Raw genomic sequence first — 1,823 nt, 5'->3', positions numbered from 1 at the left:
CCTTAATTTCAAAGTTATTAAATAACTCCCCTAAAAATGCGCATATATAAGTTAATGGTGCGTAAGCAAATAATTTTGGATTTGCTAAAAAATCACGGCCGCGTTTTGACATCCAAGCAGAATTATTTTGACCAAACATAAATTTTGACTCTAAAATAGTCTCTTTTAGTTTTGTTAATAATGCAGATAAATCAGTGGAGTAGGAGTTGAAATCTTGGCTGAGTGCGGCCACTGAATTGATGGCTTGTTGCTTTGGTAAAATTGTTAGGTTGTGAATATTATTCATAATTAAGAATCCTGTACTTTTGAGAGAGAAACAGAGAAACGTTCACATCCTTGTTGCGCGGGCATTTTATTGCTATTGCTTTGCCATTCTAATTTGGCTTAGGTTATCTCTTTCCTTAAGTAAATATGCAAACTATTTTGCACTAACTTATAAAGGAATAAAGAAAATATAATATATTAAAATTAAATCAAAGCAACAGGAGAATGGCTTGCGAATTGTAAAGTTTGTGTAAAGTTTACCCAAGGGAAGTGTTGGTTAGATCTAGGCGCAAATCGTTTGCAGATAAAAAAGGCTAACTGACGTTAGCCTTTACTGTTAAAAGCAGTGTATTAATGTAATTTAAATTCTTCGAGTCGTGTTAACGCGCACTTTAAAATTTGTGGTGTTACTTTTTCTAGCAGTTCAGGCAGATCATATGTTTTAAATATTTCACCCAAAAAAGCACAAAGATAGGTCAATGGTGCGTGGCCAAATAATTTGGGGTTGCTTAAGTAATCATGGCCTCTTTCGCGCATCCAATCTGCATTATCGTGCTTGCACATAAAATTGAGTTCATAAAAGGCTTTTTTCAGTTTGTTTAATAATTGTGTGTAATCAAATGAGTCTTTGTCAAATTCTGAACGATAAGTTGCAATTGAATCAATAGCCGCCTGACTTGGTAAAATATTAAGTGCATGTATATCACACATTTTCAGCCTCCTATGTTTTAAATAAATGAAAATGGAACTCGCTTTAGAGTTGCATCGATTATTTTTAATTCATCCATTTTTTTTGTTTTGTGATTGCAAAGTAATTTTACATTTATCAATTTATTGCTATTGAAGGTTAACCATTTTTTATGTATGGAATTATTTTGTAGGTACAGTGTAGTATCAATTTATTATTTGTCGTCGATGTTATTTTGATAAAAACAAAAGTTTTTAAGATCTTGCTGTAGATCCTGTTTTCAATAATAAATTCGCCTAACTTGTCTTCTTACCTACTTCTGATATTTTCAATAATAAATTGGCCTAGCTTGTCTTCTTACTTACTTCTGATATTTTTAATAGTAAGGCCACTTTTTTTAAGGGGAAACGATGCTATTAGATCAGATTGAAGTAGTCGGATTTCGCGGTATTAATCGTTTGTCGATCCATGTTAAAGAGTTGAGTGCTTTTCTCGGTGAAAATAGTTGGGGGAAGTCGAGCCTTTTTGATGCCTTATCACTTTTTTTCTCTGGCACACGTAAAACTTATAAATTTACCAGTAGTGATTTTCACCAACCACCAAACCCTGAAATTAGTACTAACAAGCTGATTCACCTTGTTTTTACTTTTAAAGAGCAGTGGAGTGGAGAGTCTCAGCAGCGCCAATATAAAAGCATAACTGAAACTTGGAATGCTCCTAAAAAAGATTTGCGTTATATTTATCTGCAAATAGATGGTGAGTTTACTGATGCTGGAAATATTAAAACTCGACGTTACTTTTTAGATAATGAAGGGATCGAAAAACCATTTAATAAAGAGAAGTTAGCGGATCTGGTGAATGAATTCATCTC

General features: G+C 33.1%; 3 protein-coding genes. 1 reads left to right on the top strand and 2 read right to left on the bottom strand.

Features of this window, described 5'->3' with window-relative positions; genetic code table 11:
• A partial coding sequence (locus AC4GME_RS03960) for a hypothetical protein (protein ID WP_490379042.1) occupies positions 1 to 286 on the bottom strand: 286 nt, incomplete at its 3' end.
• A gap of 329 nt (positions 287 to 615) precedes the next feature.
• Entirely contained in the window at positions 616 to 975 is a 360-nt protein-coding gene (locus AC4GME_RS03955) for a hypothetical protein (RefSeq protein WP_490379041.1), read from the bottom strand.
• Positions 976 to 1,362: 387 nt separating this feature from the next.
• Here AC4GME_RS03955 and AC4GME_RS03950 point away from each other — a divergent pair.
• Positions 1,363 to 1,823: DUF2813 domain-containing protein (locus tag AC4GME_RS03950; protein WP_490379040.1), on the top strand; the 461-nt coding region annotated here is incomplete at its 3' end.

The sequence above is a fragment of the Psychromonas sp. genome, assembly GCF_983033635.1.
This window is presented reverse-complemented; position numbering and strand designations above follow the sequence as displayed.